Source organism: Streptococcus sp. zg-86, from assembly GCF_017639855.1.
Lineage (GTDB): Bacteria > Bacillota > Bacilli > Lactobacillales > Streptococcaceae > Streptococcus > Streptococcus zhangguiae.
The window spans coordinates 1,848,051-1,870,561 of sequence record NZ_CP072115.1 but is presented as its reverse complement, the minus strand read 5'-3'; the positions used below and the strand labels follow the sequence as shown (position 1 = coordinate 1,870,561).

21 protein-coding genes are annotated in these 22,511 nt (G+C 42.5%); 14 read left to right on the top strand and 7 right to left on the bottom strand.

The annotated features are described in order from the left end of the window. Positions 1-106: 106 nt before the first annotated feature. The 3 genes from dusB to gshAB all read right to left on the bottom strand — a co-directional run bounded on the left by dusB (position 107) and on the right by gshAB (position 4,340). Entirely contained in the window at positions 107-1,099 is a 993-nt protein-coding gene (gene dusB, locus J5M87_RS08735) for a tRNA dihydrouridine synthase DusB (protein WP_154632437.1), read from the bottom strand. Further along, on the bottom strand, positions 1,092-1,958 hold the full coding sequence (gene hslO, locus J5M87_RS08730) for an Hsp33 family molecular chaperone HslO (RefSeq protein ID WP_154607484.1): 867 nt from the start codon (positions 1,956-1,958) through the stop codon (positions 1,092-1,094). Before hslO ends, dusB begins: the two co-directional genes overlap by 8 nt. 84 nt (positions 1,959-2,042) lie before the next feature. Continuing rightward, positions 2,043-4,340 (bottom strand): bifunctional glutamate--cysteine ligase GshA/glutathione synthetase GshB, encoded by a 2,298-nt coding sequence (gshAB, locus tag J5M87_RS08725; protein WP_375138170.1) that lies wholly within the window; start codon positions 4,338-4,340, stop codon positions 2,043-2,045. A gap of 119 nt (positions 4,341-4,459) precedes the next feature. Here gshAB and mvk point away from each other — a divergent pair, with 119 nt between their 5' ends. The 8 genes from mvk to J5M87_RS08685 all read left to right on the top strand — a co-directional run bounded on the left by mvk (position 4,460) and on the right by J5M87_RS08685 (position 12,169). Beyond that, positions 4,460-5,395, top strand: a complete 936-nt coding sequence (gene mvk / locus J5M87_RS08720) for a mevalonate kinase (protein ID WP_154607482.1) — start codon at positions 4,460-4,462, stop codon at positions 5,393-5,395. Continuing rightward, the gene (gene mvaD / locus J5M87_RS08715) at positions 5,388-6,422 is read left to right on the top strand and encodes a diphosphomevalonate decarboxylase (protein ID WP_154607481.1); all 1,035 of its coding nucleotides are present in this window, start codon (positions 5,388-5,390) and stop codon (positions 6,420-6,422) included. The genes mvk and mvaD overlap by 8 nt, the downstream gene beginning before the upstream one ends. Beyond that, positions 6,415-7,491, top strand: a complete 1,077-nt coding sequence (locus tag J5M87_RS08710) for a phosphomevalonate kinase (protein WP_154607480.1) — start codon at positions 6,415-6,417, stop codon at positions 7,489-7,491. Before mvaD ends, J5M87_RS08710 begins: the two co-directional genes overlap by 8 nt. 9 nt (positions 7,492-7,500) lie before the next feature. Continuing rightward, on the top strand, positions 7,501-8,595 hold the full coding sequence (fni, locus tag J5M87_RS08705; protein ID WP_154607479.1) for a type 2 isopentenyl-diphosphate Delta-isomerase: 1,095 nt from the start codon (positions 7,501-7,503) through the stop codon (positions 8,593-8,595). Between the two features lie 120 nt (positions 8,596-8,715). Continuing rightward, positions 8,716-9,150, top strand: a complete 435-nt coding sequence (locus J5M87_RS08700) for a MarR family winged helix-turn-helix transcriptional regulator (protein ID WP_154607478.1) — start codon at positions 8,716-8,718, stop codon at positions 9,148-9,150. A 15-nt stretch (positions 9,151-9,165) separates the two neighbouring features. Continuing rightward, the gene (locus J5M87_RS08695; protein WP_154607477.1) at positions 9,166-9,528 is read left to right on the top strand and encodes a DUF1304 domain-containing protein; all 363 of its coding nucleotides are present in this window, start codon (positions 9,166-9,168) and stop codon (positions 9,526-9,528) included. Between the two features lie 444 nt (positions 9,529-9,972). Beyond that, complete coding sequence (locus J5M87_RS08690; RefSeq protein WP_154607476.1) at positions 9,973-10,548, top strand: DUF6287 domain-containing protein; 576 nt, start codon at positions 9,973-9,975, stop codon at positions 10,546-10,548. Positions 10,549-10,882: 334 nt separating this feature from the next. Continuing rightward, on the top strand, positions 10,883-12,169 hold the full coding sequence (locus tag J5M87_RS08685) for an adenylosuccinate synthase (RefSeq protein ID WP_154607475.1): 1,287 nt from the start codon (positions 10,883-10,885) through the stop codon (positions 12,167-12,169). 617 nt (positions 12,170-12,786) lie between these two features. On the opposite strand, the gene J5M87_RS08680 is transcribed toward J5M87_RS08685, so the two are convergent. Continuing rightward, positions 12,787-14,100, bottom strand: a complete 1,314-nt coding sequence (locus J5M87_RS08680; protein WP_154607474.1) for an NtaA/DmoA family FMN-dependent monooxygenase — start codon at positions 14,098-14,100, stop codon at positions 12,787-12,789. A gap of 5 nt (positions 14,101-14,105) precedes the next feature. Then, entirely contained in the window at positions 14,106-15,086 is a 981-nt protein-coding gene (locus tag J5M87_RS08675) for an NAD(P)H-dependent flavin oxidoreductase (protein WP_154607473.1), read from the bottom strand. A gap of 117 nt (positions 15,087-15,203) precedes the next feature. On the opposite strand from J5M87_RS08675, the gene J5M87_RS08670 reads away from it, so the two are divergent. The 6 genes from J5M87_RS08670 to J5M87_RS08645 all read left to right on the top strand — a co-directional run bounded on the left by J5M87_RS08670 (position 15,204) and on the right by J5M87_RS08645 (position 21,167). Beyond that, complete coding sequence (locus J5M87_RS08670; protein WP_160463111.1) at positions 15,204-15,761, top strand: TetR/AcrR family transcriptional regulator; 558 nt, start codon at positions 15,204-15,206, stop codon at positions 15,759-15,761. 238 nt (positions 15,762-15,999) lie between these two features. Then, entirely contained in the window at positions 16,000-16,308 is a 309-nt protein-coding gene (yajC, locus tag J5M87_RS08665) for a preprotein translocase subunit YajC (RefSeq protein ID WP_154607471.1), read from the top strand. Positions 16,309-16,437: 129 nt separating this feature from the next. Next, the gene (locus tag J5M87_RS08660; RefSeq protein ID WP_154607470.1) at positions 16,438-17,193 is read left to right on the top strand and encodes an isoprenyl transferase; all 756 of its coding nucleotides are present in this window, start codon (positions 16,438-16,440) and stop codon (positions 17,191-17,193) included. An 11-nt stretch (positions 17,194-17,204) separates the two neighbouring features. Beyond that, positions 17,205-18,011: a phosphatidate cytidylyltransferase gene (locus J5M87_RS08655; protein ID WP_154607469.1), complete on the top strand. Its 807-nt coding sequence runs from the start codon at positions 17,205-17,207 to the stop codon at positions 18,009-18,011. A gap of 9 nt (positions 18,012-18,020) precedes the next feature. Continuing rightward, complete coding sequence (gene rseP / locus J5M87_RS08650) at positions 18,021-19,280, top strand: RIP metalloprotease RseP (RefSeq protein WP_154607672.1); 1,260 nt, start codon at positions 18,021-18,023, stop codon at positions 19,278-19,280. A 30-nt stretch (positions 19,281-19,310) separates the two neighbouring features. Further along, positions 19,311-21,167: a proline--tRNA ligase gene (locus J5M87_RS08645; RefSeq protein WP_154607468.1), complete on the top strand. Its 1,857-nt coding sequence runs from the start codon at positions 19,311-19,313 to the stop codon at positions 21,165-21,167. A 386-nt stretch (positions 21,168-21,553) separates the two neighbouring features. On the opposite strand, the gene dhaM is transcribed toward J5M87_RS08645, so the two are convergent. Both dhaM and dhaL read right to left on the bottom strand, forming a co-directional pair. Then, the gene (gene dhaM / locus J5M87_RS08640; protein WP_154607467.1) at positions 21,554-21,928 is read right to left on the bottom strand and encodes a dihydroxyacetone kinase phosphoryl donor subunit DhaM; all 375 of its coding nucleotides are present in this window, start codon (positions 21,926-21,928) and stop codon (positions 21,554-21,556) included. Further along, a complete protein-coding gene (gene dhaL, locus J5M87_RS08635) occupies positions 21,925-22,503 on the bottom strand; it encodes a dihydroxyacetone kinase subunit DhaL (protein WP_154607466.1) in 579 nt (192 codons plus the stop codon). Before dhaL ends, dhaM begins: the two co-directional genes overlap by 4 nt. Between the last annotated feature and the right edge of the window lie 8 nt (positions 22,504-22,511).

Sequence of the window (22,511 nt, the reverse complement as noted above, 5' to 3'; positions counted from 1 at the left end):
GTGAGGTTTGTCTACATTCTGAAGCTGGACGTGAGTCCAGCGGTAATCCAAAACCTAGAAATAAGAAGAAGTTGCTTTCTGCGAATCAAGCCTTCTGTCTGTTATTTTATTTTTTATAGGCTTCACGTGCTTGGTTAAAGAGTGCTTCAACTTCTGCAACAGTTTCGGCACGGGCAACTGTTCCACGGATTTTAGCGGCACCAGCTGTTCCGCGTAGATAATGAGGAGCTAATCCACGGAATTCACGGACAGCAATGCTCTCTCCCTTGAGGTTGACCAAGCGAGTAAGGTGTTCAAAGGCAATCTTGAGCTTATCTTCAAAACTCAAATCGGGCAAGATTTCCCCTGTTTCGAGATAATGATTGATTTGCTCGAAGATGTAAGGATTTCCCATAGCAGTTCGTCCGACCATAACAGCATCCGCACCAACTTCTTCAATCCGTTGGCGAGCATCTTGGACAGCCCGAATATCTCCATTTGCGATGAATGGGATTTTAGTGAGGGCCTTTGCGACATTGCTGAGCGTTTCAAGGTCAACGGTTCCAGTATACATTTGTTCCCGAGTGCGACCGTGCATGGCAAGAGCAGCCACTCCAGCACTTTCTGCAGCGAGGGCATTTTCAATAGCTAGGCCAGGATCAGCCCAACCAGTCCGCATTTTGACGGTTAAGGGAATGTCAAGGACAGAGGTTACTTGCTTGATAATATGGTAAATTTTATCAGGGTCTTTGAGCCATTTAGCACCTGCTTCATTTTTGATGACCTTGTTCACGGGGCAGCCCATATTGATGTCGACAATGTTGGCCTTGGTATTTTTTTGGATAAATTCCGCAGCGCGTGATAATCCGTCAGCATCTCCACCGAAGAGTTGGATAGACATTGGAGCTTCGTTTTCTTCGATGTGCAACATATGCAGGGTCTTTTCGTTATTATAAAGCAGTCCTTTTTCAGAAATCATTTCCATGACAACCAGTCCTGCCCCCATTTCTTTTGCAATGGTACGAAAGGCGGAATTGGTAACACCAGCCATGGGAGCTAGGACTGTACGATTGGGGATTTCGACATTTCCAATCATAAAAGGGGTGTTGAGATTAGTCATTGATGAGTTCCTCCAAGTCATGTTCGTCAAATTGGTAATGGGTCTGGCAGAATTGACAGGTAATGGCTGCTCCCTTGTCTTCTTCTTTCATTTCTATTAAATCTGTTTTTGGGAGGCTAGCAAGAGCCTGTAAGAAGCGTTCTTTTGAGCAATCACAGCTAAAGCTGAGTGTGTCTTCGGATAAGCGTTTAAAAGGTTGCTCACCGTAAATAGCTTCCAGCAGAGCCTCGATATGATTGTCAGACTCAAGCAGGCTAGAAATAGCAGGCATATTCTGAAGCCGTTGTTCAAATTGTGCAATTTCTACTTCTGTGGCATCTGGTAGAACTTGAACCAGAAAACCACCTGCCACCTTGACCTTGTCTTCTTCATCAAGTAAGACATTGAGTCCAACTGCGGATGCTGTTTGTTGACTTTCAGCCAAGAAGTAGGCAAAATCTTCACCAATTTCTCCTGAAATTAGCGGTGTCATCGAGTGGTAGGGATGTCCCATACCATAGTCGGTAATCACTAAAAATTGTCCTTGACCAACAAGAGGTCCTACGATGACTTCGCCCGTCGCTGTCTTTTTCAAGTCAATGTCTGGGTTTTGAATATAGCCCTTAACATGACCATTTGTATCTGCCACGCTGATAATGGCGCCAAGAGAGCTGTTTCCAAGGATTTTAAGAGTCATTTTGGTGTTGCCCTTTTCATTTGCAGCCAGCATCTGATTGGCAATCAAGGTACGCCCCAAGGCGACAGTTGACGAAGCCATGGTATCATGTTTTTCTTGAGCAGTTTGAACCGTTTCTGTGCTATCTAATACAAAGGCACGAAAGTGCCCATTTTCTGAAATTGTTTTAATCATTTTGTCCATAAGAATTATTATAGCATAAGAGCGACAAAATGCCAGTCAGTGGGGTTTAGGAGAATATGAAAAAGACTGAAAACTACTTCAGTCTTATGAAATTATCTCAGGAAATAATTTTGCGATAATCTTGGGTGTTAGTTCTTGTCCTGGTCCTTGGTAGCAATAGGTGTGCATATACATGGACGGATTGAAATTGAGTTCGATACAGGTACAATTAGGATCGTCTTTAGTGGAAGGGAGGGATGAATCTGGAATAATCAAGTCAACACCGCATGTCCAAGCTCCGATAGCTTTAGCCATATCAGCTGCTAGCTGTTTATAGCTCTCATCCATTTGATCCGTCACATCAATCGAGTCACCACCTGTTGAAATATTGGAGTTGCCCCGTAGTTCAGCCTTTTGACCAGCTTCTAAAACAGTATCTGGCTGATAGCCCTGCTGATTCAGCATGAGCTTTTCAATGTCTCCTAACTGAATGATTTCAAGTGGGGAACGGTGGTCACGCCCACGCAGCGGATCTTGGTTTTTGATGTCAACCAACTCTGCGATTGTATGGATGCCATCTCCTACCACATTTGCAGCAACACGTAGTAATACAGCCTCGCATTTTCCGTCTAGGACAAAGAAGCGGTACTCAGTACCTGCAATGAATTCTTCTACCAAGACTTGTGTGTCTTCGGCAAAGGCAATGTCAAGGGCTTTTTCATAATCTTCTAGGCTAGCGCCATCTTGGAAAATGGAAATCCCGAGGCCAAAGTTAGTGGATTTTGGCTTAACAACAATAGCGCTTTTTTCAATCTGCCCATAGTAGCGTAGCGCCTCTGTCTTGCTTGAAAATTCTGCACCTGCTGGGACAGGAAATCCTGCTGTTGCAAGAATTTTTTTGGTAACCGTTTTATTCGCCATAGCAAGAGGGACAACATAGTTATCTTTAGAGGTCATATTGCCGTTTTTGACATATTCAACATGGTCTTTGTGCCAGAGTTTGAGGAATTGATCTTCTTCATCGAGAATCTCAAGATTGATTCCTTTTTGCAGCGCATCAAACATCAGCATTTGAGTAGAGAGTTCCATGTTTTCATAGCCTTTAAGGGCGTATGGTGCACTCCAAGCGTATTCATGAAAGTTGATTCCTTGCTTGCGTCCCAAATCCTCTAGGGAATGTCCTTCTAGTCGGTCGACTAACTGTCCTGATAGGGTCAGTTGAGGATGGGCAACTTGCTGTTTGACAGTTTCTAGTAATTCTTGATACGTCTCATCTAATTGGAAATGACTGACAACGGCCTGCATAGCGTCAAGAATGGTTTGCGTATCAGCCTCTTCTGGTAGGGGAGTGAGCGGATGAGAAAGGGCAATTTGGTTATTTAGTCGAGCAGCGGTTAAAAGGGTATCATCTACATTTTCAGGGCGATCAATCCACAGGAGGGCAAGCGCAAAGAGATGGACAGTATCCAAGGTTTCTTGGCTAATAGCAAGAAAATCAAAGGGATTTAGGTCAAAGCAGCGAAATTCGAGGTAGCGAATCCCTTTTGTGAGATAATCCCGATTATGCTTATGGCCCCGCAGGCGGACGGCGGAGTAAAATTCTTTTTCCGCAGAAAGCTGTCCTGTCTTGACATAGTGTTCGATATCCTGGACATAGGTTTCTAAATCAGCAAAGGAAACATGAATATCTGAAGAATTAACATAACCATAGGAGCTATTGCGCAAGGAACGAACAGGGTGGGCTAATTCTTCTTGTAAAAATCCTTTTTCGGCTACCACACTAGCACCATACAAATACGTTAAAAACCAGCGATAACGTAAAAATTGCTGTGCTAACTTGAGATAGAGATCATTGGTAAAGGCGATTTGGGAGTCGTAGTTGCTTGCTTCGAATAATTGTGTGATTAAGTCTGCCCCTAATTCTAGGTTGTAGTGAATGCCTGACATGGATTGGAGTAATTTTCCATAGCGTTGTCCAAGTCCTTGTCGGTATCGGTACTCATAGTCATTTTCCAGTTGGGCAATTCGGATCTCATCTTCTCTTGCTTGAGGAGGCATGGACAGTGGCCAAAGGTATTCATCAGGATTCATGGAACGATAAGCGACGTCTGTAATAGCGCCTAATACCCGTCTAGCCTCTTTGGTTGAAATGCTGACGGGAGTAATTAATTCCAATTGTGATTCGCTATAATCGGTCTGTATATAGGGGTGAAATTCTCTAGAACCTAGTTTTTCAGGATGAGCAGTTTGTGCGATACGATGCTTGGTATTCATGCGTAGTGACTCGCGTTCTAACCCAAAACGAGCCTGCAAAATAGGAAGATTTTTCGGTGCTTGTTGCAGTAAATGGTTCATATTCATAGTAATATTCCTCGTCATATCTGATAGTAATATTGTAGCGATTTTACTAGTGAAAAACAAATTTCCGCTACGTTTTCCTCCTTTTCATTCTTTGTGAAATAGAAAATAGTAGAAGGTTTTTTCTGAAACGTGGTATAATATAAGCTGCATAAGGAGAAATCATGGTTGCAAGAGGAATATCAACAGGAAAGATTATTTTAATGGGAGAGCATGCAGTAGTGTATGGCCAGCCAGCTATTGCCATGCCTTTTTCTGCTGTTCAAATTACGGCTGAAGTTCGAGCTGAAGGTCAAGCACTCTCTGTTAGTTGTGATTTTTATCAAGGTCTGGTTCATGAAATGCCTAAAATTTGGGAAAGTTTGAAACATGCAATCCGCTTTTCACTTTATCGGATTGGGGCACCGACTGATCCTGCTATTCATATTGAGATTCAATCGACCATTCCAGCAGAGCGCGGGATGGGTTCTAGTGCAGCAGTGGCTACAGCGGTGGCACGAGCTTTATTTACCTTCTATCAAAAGACCTTGTCAGATGAAGAATTGTGGGAAATCGTCCAGTCGTCTGAAAAGATTGCGCATGGAAATCCGTCAGGGATTGATGCGACAACGGTGACAGGAACAGCACCTATCTTTTTTGTGAAAGGTCAAGAGATTGAGCCGGTGACTCTTTCTTTGAATGCCTATCTGGTTGTTGCTGATACAGGAAAGACAGGAAATACTTTAGAAGCGATTACTGATGTAGCACATCTTTATCAAGAGCAGGCAGAAGCTATCCATTGGATTGAGGCCCTGGGAGAGTTGACCAATCAAGCGAGGGATTATTTGGCGCAGAATCAAGCCGCTGAACTTGGTCAGGTGATGGATTATGCGCAGAGCTATTTGCAGAAGTTGAGTGTATCAGATGAAAGTTTAGATAGCTTGGTTGCGATTGCTCGCCAAAAGGGGGCATTGGGTGCCAAATTAACAGGTGGTGGCCGGGGAGGTTGCATGATTGCTCTTGCCAAAACGAAGGAAATAGCGCAAACTATCGCTCAAGCTCTCACATCAGCTGGTGCTCGCCAAACATGGATACAGTTTTTAGGAGAAGGACATGAGTAAGAAAGTAGGGATTGCGCGTGCCCATACCAATATTGCGTTAATTAAATATTGGGGAAAGCGGGATAAGGATTTATTTTTACCAATGAATTCCAGTTTATCCTTGACATTGGACGCTTTTTACACAGATACCAAGGTTGTCTTTGATGATGCCTTGACGGCAGATGCGTTTTTTTTGAACGGCCAAAAACAATCCGAAAAAGAAAATAAAAAAATTTCGCAATTTTTGAATTTATTTCGCGAATATACAGGTGAGCGACGATTTGCTTGTGTTGAAAGTTTGAATTTTGTTCCAACAGCTGCTGGTCTAGCCAGTTCAGCTTCCGCTTTTGCTGCTTTGGCATTAGCTACTGCAACTGCCTTGGATTTGGACTTGTCTCGTGAGGAATTATCAACCTTTGCCAGACAAGGGTCAGGCTCTAGTACCCGTAGTCTGTTTGGCGGATTTGTCGAATGGGATATGGGGACAGGAACAGCAGATTCCATGGCTCATCCGATTGACGATGCTGATTGGGACATTGGGATGATTGTTCTTGCGGTGGATACTGGAAAGAAAAAGATTGCTAGTCGTGAGGGTATGGAGCATACAGTTCAGACTTCTCCATTTTATCCGATGTGGGTCGAAACTGCTGCTCGAGATTTACAAGACATTAAGGATGCTATTGCACAGCGCGATTTTGAGCGAGTAGGACAACTGACGGAACACAATGGCATGAAAATGCATGCGACCACCTTGTCTGCAAATCCTCCGTTTACCTATTGGACGGCAGATAGTTTGAGAGCGCAGGAGGCTGTCCGCCAAGTAAGAATGGACTTGAATTTGCCGGCTTATATGACCATGGATGCCGGTCCGAATGTCAAAGTGCTTTGTAGAGCCAGTGATATGGATTATCTCGTCGCTGCCTTGAAAGAATATTTGCAAGCAGAGCAAATTTTAACCAGTCTCCCGGGCTGCGGTGCTTATGTCTTATTGGAGACAGATTGGCAGGAATCTGAGCGTAGCTTTTCCAGAGGTGTGGAGCATGATTGAGGCAAGTGCATCAGGAAAGTTATATTTAGCAGGAGAATACGCAGTTGTTGAAGCTGGTTACCCAGCAGTTATTGCAGCGGTTGAACAACGCTTGGTTGTCTCTTTACAACAGGCAGAGAAAGGGACGATTCGTTCTACTCAAAATCCTGAACTGGAAGTGTTTTGGTCTCGTCAGGAGCATCAGATTTACGCAAGTTCGTCTAATCCCTATCAGCTGATTATCAGTAGTATGCAGGTGGTTGAAGACTATGTCCGTACGTTGGGAGTAGATGTGTCTACAGTCTATCGCATTGCTGTTCGATCGGATTTGGATGATCAACAATCGGGAGCCAAGTATGGACTGGGTTCATCAGGAGCTGTAACGGTTGCAGTGATTCGGGCTTTATTAGCCTACTATCAGCAAGAAATTGTACCGATATTGGTGTATAAACTGGCAGCAATTGCGCAATTAAAAAACAATATGACTGGCTCTTTTGGGGATTTGGCGACGTCTAGTTTTGGTGGAGTTATCTCTTATCATTCTGTCGATCGAGCCTGGCTCAAAGCAGCAATAAAGCATGCTTCAATTCGTGATGTGATAGAGCAAGACTGGAAAGATTTAGCGATTGAGTTGCTGGAGTTGCCAGACGGATTGGAATTGCTAGTAGGTTGGACGGGGGCTGCAGCCTCAACGGATCAATTAGTAGCAGCCATGCACCGTCAGCTGACTCAAGAAGAAAAAGAGCTTTATCACCAGCAATTTTTGGCTGAAAATAGGCTCTGTGTGGAAAAATTGATTCAGGCCTGTAAAGAAAATGATGCAGCCGTTTTTGAAGAAGCGATTGCAGTGAATCGTCAACAACTACGAGACTTTTCGGTCAATATGGGAATTGTCATTGAAACCTCTCAACTGACACGATTATGCCAGTTGGCTAAGGAACAAGGGGCTGTTGCTAAATCCTCAGGAGCAGGAGGTGGCGATTGCGGTATTTGCTTCGTCAGATCGCTGGCTCAAAAAGAAACAATTTGCAGAGCTTGGGAAGGGGCAGGGATTAAGCCTTTACCGCTTTCCATTGCTTGTAGAGAATAAGGAGAAACCATGTTTGAAAAAGAAGTTGTCAGTCCAAATCGGAAAAATCAACATGTCGCTTTGGCCAACCAACAATTTACAATGGAGTCAGCTAGTGACTTTGAACAGACACGTTTTGTACACCATTCTCTACCAGAGATGAAAGTAGCGGATGTATCGTTAAAAACATCAGTCGCTGGTCTTGATTTTGAGATGCCCTTTTTTGTTAACGCTATGACAGGTGGTAGCAAAAAGACAGGGGAAATCAATCAATTGTTAGGGATTCTCGGCCATGAAACCAAAATTCCTCTAGCGACAGGATCAATCAGTGCAGCTCTAAAAGATCCAAGTCTTGCACAGACTTTCTCAATTATGCGTAAGGAAAATCCTCATGGAATTATCTTTGCGAATTTGGGGGCTCATCATGATTTGGATAATGCTAGGAGGGCTGTTGAGTTAGTTGAAGCAGATGCATTACAACTTCATGTAAATGCACCTCAGGAAATGGTGATGCCAGAAGGTGATCGTGATTTTTCGATGTGGCTAAAAAATATTGAAACCATTGTTGGCAGTATTGAAGTACCTGTGATTGTAAAAGAGGTCGGTTTTGGTATGAGTCGTGAGACTGTTTCGCAGCTATCGTCAATTGGTGTGCGAACAGTTGATATTTCTGGAGTAGGTGGAACAGATTTTGCTAAGATAGAGAATGCTCGTCGGATAAAGAGTTCTTATGACTACCTACATGGCTGGGGGCAATCAACAGTTGTCTCCGTAGTTGAAGCGATGAGTCTGCCTGAGCAGATTCGTCCAGAAGTGATGGCTTCTGGAGGCGTGAAAACCCCGTTAGATATTGTGAAATTGCTGGCCTTGGGTAGTAGTGCAGTCGGTCTGTCTAACCGTATGTTACAGTTGGTTAAGAATAGGCAGTCTGTTGAGCAGGCTATTGAAGAAGTAGAGCTATTTTGTGAAGGTATTGCTGCTATTATGACCTTGTTGGGAGCTAAATCTGTAACGGATTTGCATCAAACAGATCTCGTATTAGCACCAGGAGTCCAAAATTGGTGTCAAGCTCGAGGCATTGATTGGGTTTCTTATGCAAATCGCTCGGCAAATCATATCGGTTAAGTAGTTGAATAGTTATTTTCGAAAAAATAGTGAAAATTTCAAGCAAATTGCTTGATTTTTCCTTTTTTTCAATATATACTTGACGAGTCAATAATTGATTAATCAACAAAAGGAAATGTCATGACAGCAATTAATCACCTACTTTACCAGCTCCATATAACAGATCAGGTGGTGACTCAGTTATTTGAGAAGCGCTTGGAAATCAGCTTGACACGCTATGAACTATTGCAAGTGTTGCTAAAAGAAGCTCCTTGTAATCAAGTCCAAGTACAGCACGTTTTGCAAATTGATCAAGCCGCTCTAACACGCCATTTTAAGATTTTAGAAGAAAAGGGTTACGTGACTCGAGTCCGTAATCCACATAATCAGCGGGAAATGCTTGTTGATGTGACAGATTTTGCAAAGGAACAGCTACTCTTATCGTCTCCACCTTATCATGTGTCTGTAAAGGAGCAGATGGAGGGGATTTTATCTGCGGAGGAAAGAGTTACTTTGCGAGATTTACTTGGTAAGTTGGTAATCGGTTTAGAAGAAATTGTGATTGACAAAGATTAGAAAGAAGGAAATGAGATGTCATTATTAACGACTATTTTAGCTACGATTGTTGCTCTTGAGCACCTCTATATTTTCTATCTTGAAACGATTGCGACAGGTTCAGACAAAACGAGTCAAACGTTCAATATGAGTAAGGAAGAATTAGCCCGTCCGTCTGTTGCTGTTCTCTTTAAAAACCAAGGGATTTACAATGGCTTGTTAGCTGTTTTTCTCTTGTATGGTATTTTCATTTCACACAATTTAGAAATCGTTACGATTTTCATTCTATATGTGATTGGGGCAGCTGTTTATGGCGCGATGACCTCAAATAAAGCTATCCTCTTAAAACAAGGTGGACCAGCTATCTTGGCTCTTTTGAGTAGTTTATTATTGGGATAAGACGAAGAAATTTCTTTGTTTCATCTTGAAGAAAAAGTCTTTTTATTGCCACCATCCTTATGTGCTTTCGGACATCAGCGACTTCCTTCGGAGTAAAATAATCCAGTGGATTATTTTAGCCCGAGCCCAGAAACAAAGGAGCGAGGATAATCGATTTTAGCGAAATCACGACTTCTGTCTCACTCCCACTTTTAGCACGGCGGTGGTGGCGGTATTATGCTCGCTACGCTCGCAAATTTTCTAACCTTAAAACTACAGAAAATGAAATATCATTGTACTGTTTTTTCTGAATTGTGAGGTTTGTCTACATTCTGAGACGAAGAAATTTCTTTGTTTTTTTTGTTGGATGAGGGTAGCTTAGGCTAACATCCTAGTAAAATCTTTTTCTATTAGTTGAAAAAGTATATAATAGAGATAGGAGCAAAAGTAGAGAAGGAGAATGTTATGAAAGTAAATCATACAACAGTAAAAATAGTATCAATGCTAGCCTTGGCAAGTTTGTGCATCCTAACAGCTTGTTGGTCAACCAAAAAGAAACAGGAGACCGGAGATAGTCAGTCTCATTCATCTATGGTTCAATTATCTATATCTAGTAGCCAATCCAAGTCAACTACAACTAGTGCTTCTTCTGTTAGTGAGACGAAGGAGAGTGCTCAGGCAGTGGAAAATCGATTGGGAGAGATGAATATTGCGGAGCTTGTTCAAGGAAACTATGCGACGGTCAGTGGTAGTTGGGTAGATGCTTCAGGGAATCAATTAACGTTTGATGAAAAAGGTTTAGTATCAGATGTGTATACTGGCTATGGCTTATCTGCGACAGATTATGGGACAGCCTCTGGTGGTGTGTATGGTGGTGATACGGGAGGCTTTTTACTTGAATTCATCCCGGCAGGCGTGACCATCAAGAGTAATGAGCAGTTTACAGATACATCTGATAGCAGCAGAGACCGGATATGGACAGGTGTTGGAATCAATACCTTTGCGGAACAAGGACAATTTTATTATCGAATAGAGGAATAGACGCTGATTCCGTGTTACTTGTAAATAAGGCTGCCTGTTGTTGTTTAGTTGCAGATCAATATTTTAGCTATTGGTAAGTACGCTTAGAAACCTTCCAGTCAAACGATTGGGAGATTTCTTTTGTATTATTTCAAAAATAAATTGTTCAGTTTTTGCAAAAAATAGTGAAAGAATTTCTATGAAATAGGGATATTTCACGGACAATGCTGAGGCCTCATCTTGAAAAAATCGCTAAAATCGGCTATAATGAATTGTAAGAGAAACTAGCAGGTGAGAGTCCTGCCGTGCGTGAAGAAAGGAAGCAGAGCTTTCTCTGCTGTAAATAAGTAAAGATATGACATCAGTTGTTGTTGTAGGAACCCAGTGGGGGGACGAAGGTAAAGGAAAAATCACCGATTTCTTGTCTGCCAATGCAGAAGTGATTGCACGCTACCAAGGTGGTGACAATGCAGGTCATACGATTGTCATTGACGGCAAAAAATACAAGTTACACTTGATTCCGTCAGGGATTTTCTTCCCAGAAAAAATCTCTGTAATCGGAAACGGTATGGTGGTCAATCCAAAATCTTTAGTCAAGGAATTGAACTACTTGCATGAAGAGGGCGTGACAACAGATAATCTTCGGATTTCAGACCGTGCCCATGTTATCTTGCCTTATCATATCAAGTTGGACCAATTGCAGGAAGAAGCCAAAGGTGACAATAAAATCGGAACGACCATTAAAGGGATCGGACCTGCCTATATGGATAAGGCTGCGCGTGTGGGAATCCGCATTGCAGACCTCTTGGATCGCGAAATTTTCAGAGGGCGCTTGGAGCGTAATCTAGCAGAAAAAAATCGTCTGTTTGAGAAATTGTATGATAGCACAGCGATTGCCTTTGATGAAATCTTTGAAGAATACTACGAATACGGTCAGCAAATCAAGCAATATGTGACGGATACTTCGGTGATTTTGAATGATGCCCTCGACCAAGGTAAACGAGTTCTCTTTGAGGGAGCACAAGGTGTTATGCTTGATATCGATCAAGGAACCTATCCGTTTGTAACCTCATCAAACCCAGTTGCAGGTGGTGTAACCATTGGTTCAGGTGTTGGTCCAAGCAAGATTGATAAGGTAGTTGGGGTATGTAAAGCTTATACTAGCCGTGTAGGTGACGGACCATTCCCAACGGAATTATTCGATGAAATTGGCAATCGTATTCGCGAAGTGGGGCATGAGTATGGTACAACCACAGGTCGTCCACGCCGTGTCGGTTGGTTTGACTCAGTCGTTATGCGCCATAGCCGTCGTGTATCAGGTATTACAAACCTTTCTTTAAATTCAATCGATGTTCTTTCAGGTCTTGAAACGGTAAAAATCTGTGTCGCCTATGATTTAGACGGACAACGGATTGACCACTATCCAGCAAGTCTAGAAGAACTCAAACGTTGCAAACCAATTTATGAAGAATTACCAGGTTGGTCTGAGGATATTACAGGGGCACGCAGCCTAGAAGAACTCCCAGAAAATGCACGGAACTATGTCCGTCGCGTCAGCGAACTCGTTGGCGTTCGCATCTCAACCTTCTCAGTCGGCCCAGGCCGCGAACAAACCAATATCTTGGAAAGCGTATGGGGCTAAAACAACCCTGACGGGTTGTTTTAGGTTGAAGATAGAAATTCGCGGAGGCGAATTTTCTTCTTAACAAGGTGCAGTGCACCTTTTTAGGTTGGAAATAAGGATTTGTGGTAACAAATCCTCCGCTTGATAAGGTCCGGGGGACGTTTTTAGGCTGGAAATAGAAATTCGTGGAAGCGAATTTTCTTCTTAACGAGGTCTGGTGGACTATTTCAATCGGGAGATAGGAACTACTGACAGGTAGTTTCAGAATGTAGACAAACCTCACAATTCAGAAAAACAGTACAATGATATTTCATTTTCTGTAGTTTTAAGGTTAGAAAATTTGCGAGCGTAGCGAGCACAATACCGCTACCACCGCCGTGCTAAAAGTGGGAGTGAGACAGAAGTCGTGATTTCGTTGAAATCGATTATCCTCGCTCCTTTGTTTCTGGGCTCGGGCTAAAATAATCCACTAGATTATTTTACTCCGAAGGAAGTCGCTGATGTCCGAAAGCACATAAGGATGGTGGCAATAAAAAGACTTTTTCTTCAAGCTGGGATTTTGCATCATGCTCTTGACAATATAAAAAATAGAAGTTCATTTTTAAATGGACTTCTATTTTTCGTTATTCTTCTGTTTAAATCCCGTATTGATAAGGCACGCCGAGATGCTCCCGTAAGGTGGAGCCTTCGTAGTCTTTATGGAAAAGGCCTCGTTCTTGAAGAATTGGTACGACTTGTTCGACAAAGGCACGCACGCCATCGTGGGCAAGGTCTGGCACAATGGAAAATCCGTCTGTTGCTCCTGCTTCAAACCATTCTTGCAAGAAATCAGCCACATCTTTGGCAGTTCCCACAACGACTGGGTGGTAGTTAATGACTCCGTGTGCCAGTGTATCGACTGGTGAATACCCCTCTTTTAGAACCTCCAAGGCATGTGGAGAACGAGGATCGTGTGGATTAGTCCGAGCGAGCTTTAACCAACTGTCAGGAAGAGGTTGATAGGGATCGATACCTTGAAAATTCAAGCCGACCATGGCTCCGAGATAGGATAGACGATGTGCTAATTCTTCCTTGTCAAACTCTAATACTGCTCTGCGACGAGCAAGTGCTTCTTCCTTACTGTCTGCAATGGTAAACATAAAGCCTGTAAAGACGTTGATGTCGTCTGCAGAACGCCCATGAGCGATGGCACTTTCTCTCAGTATATTCCGGTATTCACGAGCTTCTTCAATAGTGAAAGGATTGGCATAAACACCAGAAGCAAATCGTCCTGCTAGCCGAATGCCTTCTGGACTAGGTCCTGCTTGGAAAATGGGTGGCTGCCCCTGTTCAGATGGCGGAATAGGAAGGGGCCCCTTGGTCTGAATGTAGTCACCTTGGTAGTTAAGAGGTTTAATCTGGCTCATATCAGCAAATTGCCCAGCTTGTTTATCGTGGATGTAGGCTCCTTTTTCCCAAGAACCCCAAAGTCCTTGAACAGCTTCAATCATCTCGTGAGCTCTGCCATAACGCTCCTGTGTAGATTTTAGCTGTGTTCCAAAATTCGCAGCTGTTGCTGGTGTAGAAGTGGTGACCGCATTCCAACCAACTCGTCCATGACTGATTACATCTAATGCTTTGAGGTGACGGGCAAGGTTATAGGGTTCATTAAAGGTTGTTGAAAAGGTTCCAACTAGGCCAATATGCTTGGTTGCTCGAGCAACAGAGGTCATGGCAATTAGTGGATCCATGGAATGCATGGGCGTATCATGTGTCAAATCATTAACGAGAGCAGGAGTGTCTGCCATAAAGAGGGCATGGAGTTTGCCTTTTTCTGCTAACTGTGCCATTTCAACATAGAAATCCATGTCTGTATAGACGTCTTCTTTGGCTTTTGGCAGACGCCATGTCTTAAATTCCCCACCATAGCCAGATACCATTTGCAGGACAATTTTCATTTGTTTTTTCATATTTCTTATACCAACTCCTCAATTCCAGACATGAGCTTATCCATGATGACAGCAACAGGCTCAATCGTATCAATCATAGAAATTCCGAGTCCAAAGGAAGCAAATCCCTTGGTTAAATCCCCAAATAACATACCATCGCGCATCCCATTATAGGCACCTTGCATCTCAAAAATTTCTTCCTCACTAGCACCAGCTTGACTCATTTCAAGCAGTTTATTTGGAATAGTACCTGGTAAGGAACGGTAAAATGCTGGTACGGTACGATAGAGTAGGAGATCAGAAGCATTTGCAGCCAAGGCTTGTTCTTTGATGTTTTGTGCGAGAATAGATTCTTCAGACATCATAAAGGCGGTTCCGACAAAGAGTCCTTCTGCTCCTAAAGCAAAGGCCGCTTTGGCAGTTCGTGCATCCGCAATACCACCGGCTGCCATGACTGGAACACGCCCTTTTGCGGCATCCACAATCATAGGAACAATTGAAAATGTGCCAATTGCCTTTTCAGGTACGGTTCCACCTTCATCAAAACCGGTCGCAACGATAATATCTGCGCCACCTTGAATGGCTTCTTCCGTATTTTCAACTGTTGGAGTGGCCGCTCGAAAGATAACCTTAATCCCCTTGTCATGGAATCTCTTGGTCCATTCGGCTGAAAATTCTCCCACCATAACAGCTACCTTAACACCTTCTTCTGCCATTAAATCCAGCATGGGTTGTGTAAAGATATCTGTATTTGGATGACCTGGTGCAACATTCAAACCAAGGGGATTATTGGTAATTTGACGGGCAATGCGAATTTCGCGACGCATATTTTCAACAGTTTCTTCCACAGTTGTCGCAGCTACGGTTTGGCCTGCGCTAATCCCCAGAACACCTAGTCCTCCTGCTGCACTCACTGCGCCAGCATAGGCTCCATTTGTCAGCCACGCTAAGGGTCCTTGAATAATCGGTTTTTCAATTCCTAATATTTCAGTAACACGATTTGCCATTTGTTTTCTCGCTTTCTTTCTGTTATAGTTTATATAGTACACGTGTCATTTAAAAGAGTCAATTGACAATTTTTGCCAATTTGTCACTTAACAGACACAAAAGAAAGGACTGTCCTATTGAAACAAGATTTACGGTTCCAAAAAACGGAATTAGCTCTCCAAAAAGCCTTTTTAGACTTGCTCCAAACGAAAGACATCGCTAAAATCTCTGTGAAGGAAATCTGTACAGTAGCTCAGGTATCGCGTAATGCCTTTTATCAGCATTATGAAACCAAAGAACACCTCTATGATAGTATGCTAAAAGAGATTTTACTATCAATTGAGGAGGCATGTAAACCGCTTGCCAAAGATTTAGCCAGCATTTCAACAGCTGAGCGTCGCTTGTTTTTGGATAATATTCTTCGGGCAGTTGAAGATCATCGCTTTGTGATCTATCAATTGTTGACCAGTGAGCCAGCTGCTTTTTCTGCCGCCTTTCAAGAGATGCTCCTTTCTGCCAATCTCCAAGGCAGTAAAGAGGTTATTGCACCGCCTCATAATTCCTATATCCATGTGTTCTCAGGAGGGGTTTCTGCCTTTGTCAGCTATTGGCTCTTGGAAACGAGCTTTAGTTTGGAAGAAGCCCAAGAAAGATTATTCGCTATTTTAGGACAAATGATGCTTGTTTCAGATTAAATGGCTATCGTCTGAGTAGGAAAATGTTGTTCGCTAGTTTTAAAAATGCTGGAAGTATTTCAGCTTTATTTAAGTTTTCTGCACTATACTACAATCATCAAGTAAGATCCTCTTAACTTTATCTGATAAGAACTTACCTTTTTCATATTCATCTCCATATAGAAGTCATCGAATCCGGTGGCTTTTCTTTTATGGAATCTTTTGGTATAATGAGATATATTTGAAAAGGAGTGATACTATGGGTCAATTATTATTTCCACTATTGATGGTGGCTATGCTAGGATTCATGATTTTTTCTCAACGAAAACAACAAAAAAATCGCTTGGAAGCCTTGAGCCAAATTAAAAAAGGCGACGAGATTGTGACTATTGGTGGTTTGTATGGAATCGTAGATGAGATTAACGAGCAGAAAGTGGTGTTGGATGTGGATGGTGTCTATTTGACATTTGAACGTTCAGCTATTCGTGGTCGTGTCAGCCAAGCAGCTACTGTTGAAACAGTGGTTGAAGAAGCAGTTATAGAAGAAACAGCTGTGACAGAGGAATAATCGAACAAAAAGGCATCTGAGGATGCTTTTTCTGTTTTGTCAGGGGTAACTCTAGTGTCTAAACCCTAGCACTTTCGCATTTTTATTAAAATATGGTATAATGAAATGATTATACTGTGAGGATGAAATATGTTCCGCTTTCCATTTAAGAAAAAAGAAACGATTGAAACAGCTATTCAAGTCCCTAAGCATATTGCCATTATCATGGATGGAAATGGTCGCTGGGCGAAAAAGCGAATGCAGCCACGTGTCATGGGGCACAAGGCAGGGATGGATGCGCTGCAAAGAGTGACCAAATCAGCCTCTGATATGGGGGTCAAGGTCTTAACGGTCTATGCCTTTTCAACAGAGAATTGGACACGACCAGAAAAAGAAGTTAAGTTCATCATGAACTTGCCCGTTGAATTTTATGATAAATATGTGCCTGATTTGCATGCTAATAACGTAAAAATCCAGATGATTGGCGATCATGCACGCCTACCTGAAGCAACAAAATCAGCTCTTGAAAAAGCCATTCAAAAAACCAAGCACAATACGGGTTTGATTTTGAATTTTGCCTTAAACTATGGTGGTCGTGATGAATTGACCCATGCGGTAAAAGAAATTGCTCAAGCCGTGCTTGATACGAAATTTAACCCAGGAGATATTGATGAACGCTTGATTTCTGGTTACCTCTATACCAATACCCTACCCTATACCTTACGTGATCCAGATTTAGTCATTCGGACGAGTGGCGAGTTGCGTTTGAGTAATTTTTTACCCTGGCAAACAGCCTATAGTGAATTGTACTTTACAGATATAGCTTGGCCAGATTTTGATGAACAGGCGCTTCATGAAGCAATTAAAGAATACAACAGACGCCACAGACGTTTCGGTGGTATCTAAGAGGAGAAGATATGTCAAAGGATTTACAGAAACGAGTCATTTTTGGCGGAATTGCGTTAGCTATTTTTATTCCGTTTTTACTAAAAGGCGGAGTTCCTTTTCAACTTTTCACAGGCCTTTTAGCGATGATTGCAACCGCTGAGCTAATCAAGATGCATGGATTGTTGCCAAATTCAGTTGAAGGCATGCTGGCTATGTTGGGCAGTCTTGTCTTGACCTTGCCTTTAGAAAACTATGTTCCCTTTCTACCGACAGACGGGAACTATACAGCCTATGCTATTGTGGTCTTCTGCCTATTAGGATCAACGGTCTTGAATATTAATCACTATTCTTACGCAGAAGTTGCCTTTCCAATCGCATCTAGTTTTTATGTCGGAATTGGGTTTCATCATCTGATATTGGCTCGCATGGATAGTCTGGAAAAGGTCTTGTTTGCTTTATTCATCGTCTGGGCGACAGATATTGGAGCTTATCTGATTGGTAGTCAGATTGGGCGACGCAAGCTAATGCCAAAAGTCTCGCCAAATAAAACTGTGGAAGGCAGTCTTGGTGGTATTGTTTCTGCGGTGGTGGTAGCCATGATTTTCCTTTTGGTGAATAAGACAGTAACAGCGGGTTATTCATTTGTAGTGATGCTATTCTTAGTTGCTTTATTTTCTATCGCTGCCCAATTTGGAGATTTAGTAGAAAGTGCCATTAAACGTCGATTTGGTGTCAAAGACTCTGGCAAAGTCATTCCAGGTCATGGTGGCATTTTAGATCGGTTTGATAGTTTGATTTTTGTCTTTCCTATCATGCACTTTTTTGGTTTATTCTAAGGAGAAATGATGAAGGGAATTATAGCATTTATTTTTATCTTTGGTGTGATTGTCGTTGTCCATGAGTTTGGACACTTCTATTTTGCAAAGAAATCAGGGATTCTCGTACGGGAATTTGCAATTGGAATGGGACCGAAAATCTTTTCCCATATCGGAGCAGATGGAACGGCTTATACCATTCGTATCTTGCCTTTGGGTGGCTATGTTCGTATGGCCGGCTGGGGTGAAGATAAGACAGAAATAAAGACGGGAACACCTGTTTCGCTCACTGTCAACGCAGAAGGAGTGGTGACCCGTATTAACTTGTCTAACAAGCTCTTAGACGATACTAGTCTTCCCATGAACGTGACGTCCTACGATTTTGAAGAAAAACTAGACATCACAGGCTTAGTCCTAGAAGAAAGCAAGACATTTTCAGTAGACCATGATGCAACCATTATTGAGGAAGACGGTACAGAAGTGCGCATTGCACCAGTAGATGTTCAGTATCAAAATGCTTCGATCTGGGGGCGTTTAATCACTAATTTTGCAGGTCCGATGAATAATTTCATCTTAGGCTTTGTCGCCTTTGTCCTCTTTTTCTTCCTACAAGGGGGAGTGCCAGATAGTACGAGTAATCAGGTGACGGTGACAGAAGGTGGTGCCATTCAGCAGGCTGGTGTTGTTACAGGCGATCAGATTCTTGCTATCAATGGTGAAAAGGTCAGTGATTATGATGAAATTGCTCGTGCTATTGCTAAGGCTAGTGAAGATGCCAAATCAGCTCCAACTCTAACAGTAGAACTCAGTCATGAGGGAGAGAAAAAAACGCTTGATGTCACGACGAAAGAGCAAGATGGTCGGTATTATCTTGGTATTTCACCGATTTTAAAGACGGGCTTTGTTGATAAAGTAGTCGGTGGATTTAAGGAAACACTTTCAACTAGTTTATTGATTGTGAAGGCTCTGAAAAATATTATTGCTCAATTTGATTTAAATAAACTAGGTGGACCAGTTGCCATCTACCAAATCAGCTCACAAGCAGCAGCTAGTGGCTGGAGTGATGTTTTACGCTTGCTGGCCATGCTATCCATTAACTTAGGAATCTTTAACTTGATTCCGATTCCTGCCCTTGACGGTGGAAAAATTGTCATCAATATCATTGAAGCGATTCGTAGAAAGCCTCTCAAACAAGAAACAGAGTCCTATATTACTCTGGCTGGTGTTGCAGTGATGGTGATTCTCATGATTGCAGTGACTTGGAATGATATTTTACGTGTCTTTTTCTAAAAGATGAAATGTAAGGAGAGAAAAAATAGTATGAAACAATCAAAAATGATCATCCCAACCTTGAGGGAAATGCCTTCTGATGCGCAGGTGATTAGCCATGCTTTAATGGTACGTGCAGGCTATGTTCGTCAGATATCTGCAGGGATTTACAGCTATTTGCCACTGGCTAACCGTGTAATTGAAAAGGCTAAAAACATCATGCGTCAAGAGTTTGACAAGATTGGTGCGGTCGAATTTTTAGCCCCAGCACTTTTATCAGCTGACATCTGGCGTGAATCAGGCCGTTATGATACGTATGGTGATGACCTTTACAAGTTAAAAAATCGCGAGGGTTCAGATTTTATTCTGGGTCCTACTCATGAAGAAACGGTAACCTTGTTGGCCCGCGATGCGGTGCAATCTTATAAGCAGTTGCCTTTGAATATCTATCAAATTCAACCTAAGTACCGTGATGAAAAACGCCCACGTAATGGTCTGCTTCGTGGCCGTGAATTTATCATGAAAGATGGGTACAGCTTCCATGCGAGCTATGATAGTTTGGATCAGACTTATGATGATTATAAGTCTGCTTATGAAGCTATTTTTACTCGTGCAGGGTTAGAATTTAAGGCAATCATTGGTGATGGTGGTGCCATGGGTGGTAAGGATAGCCAAGAATTTATGGCTATTACTCCAGACCGTACAGATTTTGACCGCTGGGTGGTATTGGATAAGTCTGTGGCTTCTTTTGATGAGATTCCTGAAGAAGTTCTAGTAGCAATCAAGGAAGAATTGGCAGCTTGGTTGGTATCAGGAGAAGATACGATTGTCTATTCGAGCGACTCAAGCTATGCAGCCAATCTTGAAATGGCAACGAGTGAATATAAGCCGCGTAATGTGGTTGTAGCCGAAGAAGAATTGGTCAAGGTTGCAACACCTGACAGTAAAACCATTGATGAAGTGGCTACCTTCTTAAACATTCCAGAAGAACAAACCATTAAAACCATGCTCTTTATGGCAGATGGAGAACCTGTGGTCGCTTTACTTGTTGGAAATGACCAAGTCAATGATGTCAAATTAAAAAATCACTTGGGAGCGGATTTCTTTGATGTCGCAACGCCAGAACAAGCTGTTGAGGTCTTTGGAGCCTCATTTGGTTCATTGGGACCAGTAGGTCTTCCTGAAACGGTAAAAATTATTGCTGACCGTAAGGTCGAAGGCTTGAAAAATGCGGTGGTTGGTGCCAATGAAGATGGCTTCCATTATACAGGTGCCAATGCGGGTCGTGACTATCAAGTTAGTGAATATGTAGATATTCGTGAGGTGAAAGAAGGCGAGCCGTCACCAGATGGAAAAGGAACCTTACAATTTGCTCGTGGAATTGAAATTGGCCACATCTTTAAATTGGGGACACGCTATTCAGACAGCATGAACGCAACAATTTTAGATGAAAATGGTCGTGCCGTGCCAATCATTATGGGTTGCTATGGTATCGGAGTCAGTCGTCTATTGTCAGCTGTCTTAGAACAGCATGCTCGTTTGTTTGTCAATAAAACACCAAAAGGAGAATACCGCTTTGCTTGGGGCATTAACTTCCCGAAAGAATTAGCGCCGTTTGATGTACACTTGATTCCGGTAAATGTCAAAGATGAAGCAGCTATGAGCTTGACACAATCAATTGAGGACAGTTTGGTAGCAGCTGGTTATGAAGTTTTAACGGACGACCGCAATGAGCGTGTCGGTGTGAAATTCTCAGATAGTGACTTGATTGGTTTGCCAATTCGTGTAACAGTTGGTAAAAAAGCAGCAGAGGGCATTGTTGAAGTGAAAATCAAGGGAACAGGTGATACGGTCGAAGTTCATGTGAATCAATTACTGGAAACCCTCCAAATCTTAGCAAATAAATAAGAAGCTACTGAGATAGAAAGGCTAGGATCAAGTAGATTATTACATGTAGTATGTAAAAAGTGTTTGGGATAAAAAGATTTCGATTTTTGAAATTCTTTATCATTGATTCTTTAAATTGATATATTAGACATAAAAAGCGAACAAGATAGAATTCTGAGTGTCAGAAAACTATCTTGTTCGCTTTTTATATTTAGGGTTGAACCTCTTTTAAGATGTTTGGAGACTAGATATTTTTGAAAATCAAAATCTGATACGTTTTCGCAATGAGAATTGTGAAAGCTGGGATATTCGCTTAGCGAAGCTATCTCCTCTATACTGTAGAACCTTGTAATGGTTACAGATTATAAGCTCAATGAACGATATTAGAGTTTGATTGCTGTCGAGTGTTATTTGTTGATTTGTAGTTCTGCTAGCTGTTCCAGAATAGTGTCAAGGGGAGCGCCTGCTTGCAAGAGGGCTGCTGCGGTGTAGCTTCCTTCGACAATAGGAACAGACTGGATCCGGATATCTTTATCAGAGAAATCTGCAACCATTTCCATGTTCATGCGGGCACTGCCTAGGTCAAAGAAGGCAAGAATGGTGTCTGCTGGATTATTTGCGACAGTCTCTTCTACTCGGGAAAATTCCGTTCCGATACTGCCGTCTTCTAATCCACCACAATAGGTAAGAGGGACATCTTTTGCGACTTCGGAGATTAAATCAACAACTCCTTGGGCGAGATGACGAGAGTGAGAGACAAGGACGATACCAATTTGTGTCATACGAGTCCAGCCTCCACCAATGCTTCAAAAAGAAGACCAGAAGAGTAGGAACCAGGATCGATATGTCCCACAGAACGCTCCCCAACGTAAGAAGCCCGTCCCTTTGTAGCCTGTAAGTCCTTGGTGTTGTCAACGGCTGTGCGAATGGAATCAAGGCTGAGTGTCCCAGCTCTTATATCGGAAATGACTGAAGTCCATACATCAACCATGGTTTTTTCTCCGACTACTGCCTTGCCTCGCTTCTGAATCATATCAAGTCCAGCTTGAAGGCTATCCAGGAGAGAAGCATTCGCTTGTACGCTCTTGGTTAATCCCATGAAAGCTGAGCCATAGAGTGGTCCAGAAGCTCCACCGACTTTACTAAGCAGTTGCATGGACACGACTTTAAAGATTTGATCGGAACTAGCAAATTCCTTTCCCTCTAACTCTTCCATGACCGCTGCCATGCCTCGTGCCATATTACCACCGTGGTCACCATCTCCAATCGGTGTATCTAACTCGCTCAACAAGTCTTTATTTTCTTGGATTTTTTGAGCAAATAATTGCATCCATTTGAATACTGCTTGTGTCTCCATTCTTTCCT